This window comes from Acinetobacter sp. 18QD2AZ41W (assembly GCF_009829025.1).
Taxonomy (GTDB): domain Bacteria; phylum Pseudomonadota; class Gammaproteobacteria; order Pseudomonadales; family Moraxellaceae; genus Acinetobacter; species Acinetobacter pseudolwoffii.
Genome location: NZ_WURP01000070.1, coordinates 1 through 468 on the forward strand (window position 1 = coordinate 1; position 468 = coordinate 468).

A 468-nucleotide genomic window follows, 5' to 3' on the forward strand; every position below is an offset into this window, starting at 1 on the left:
AAAATTGCCCTTGGTTTTCGCTTCGCTCAAACTCTATTGAATCTCGCTTTCGCTCGATTCGTCGGGGCAATTTTTGGTTCATATTTTCGTGAATTTGAGAAAAAGCAAAAGCAAGATCAAAAGCAGCTCGGAATTCGCTTCGCTCATGAGCTTTTTTTCTCGCTTCGCTCGATTTAGGAATCAAACTTGGAAAGTTCGCACCCATGCGGGATGCTCTGTAGGGTAGGTGATTGATGGATAGGGAGCTTGTAATCAGGGAAAGGGATGGGCAAATTTTCTCAGTTCGCTCGTAGACACTCGCTCTGTTTAGCGACTCATGCCACGAGATTTCATTTTAGGAGCTTGTTGCTGTGCTTTGAGCTGTTGTTCTTGTCTGAGTTTCATCTGTTGTTCTGCTTTGATCTCATCCACACATTTTTTAATGACTTGATAGGATGGGTATAGAGTCTGGTATTGCTTGGCTTTGGC

General features: G+C 43.6%; 1 protein-coding gene. It reads right to left on the reverse strand.

The features are described from left to right. The coding region (locus tag GVV58_RS15560) for a hypothetical protein (protein WP_216070548.1) at positions 1-205 on the reverse strand (205 nt) is incomplete at its 3' end. Positions 206-468 lie beyond the last annotated feature (263 nt).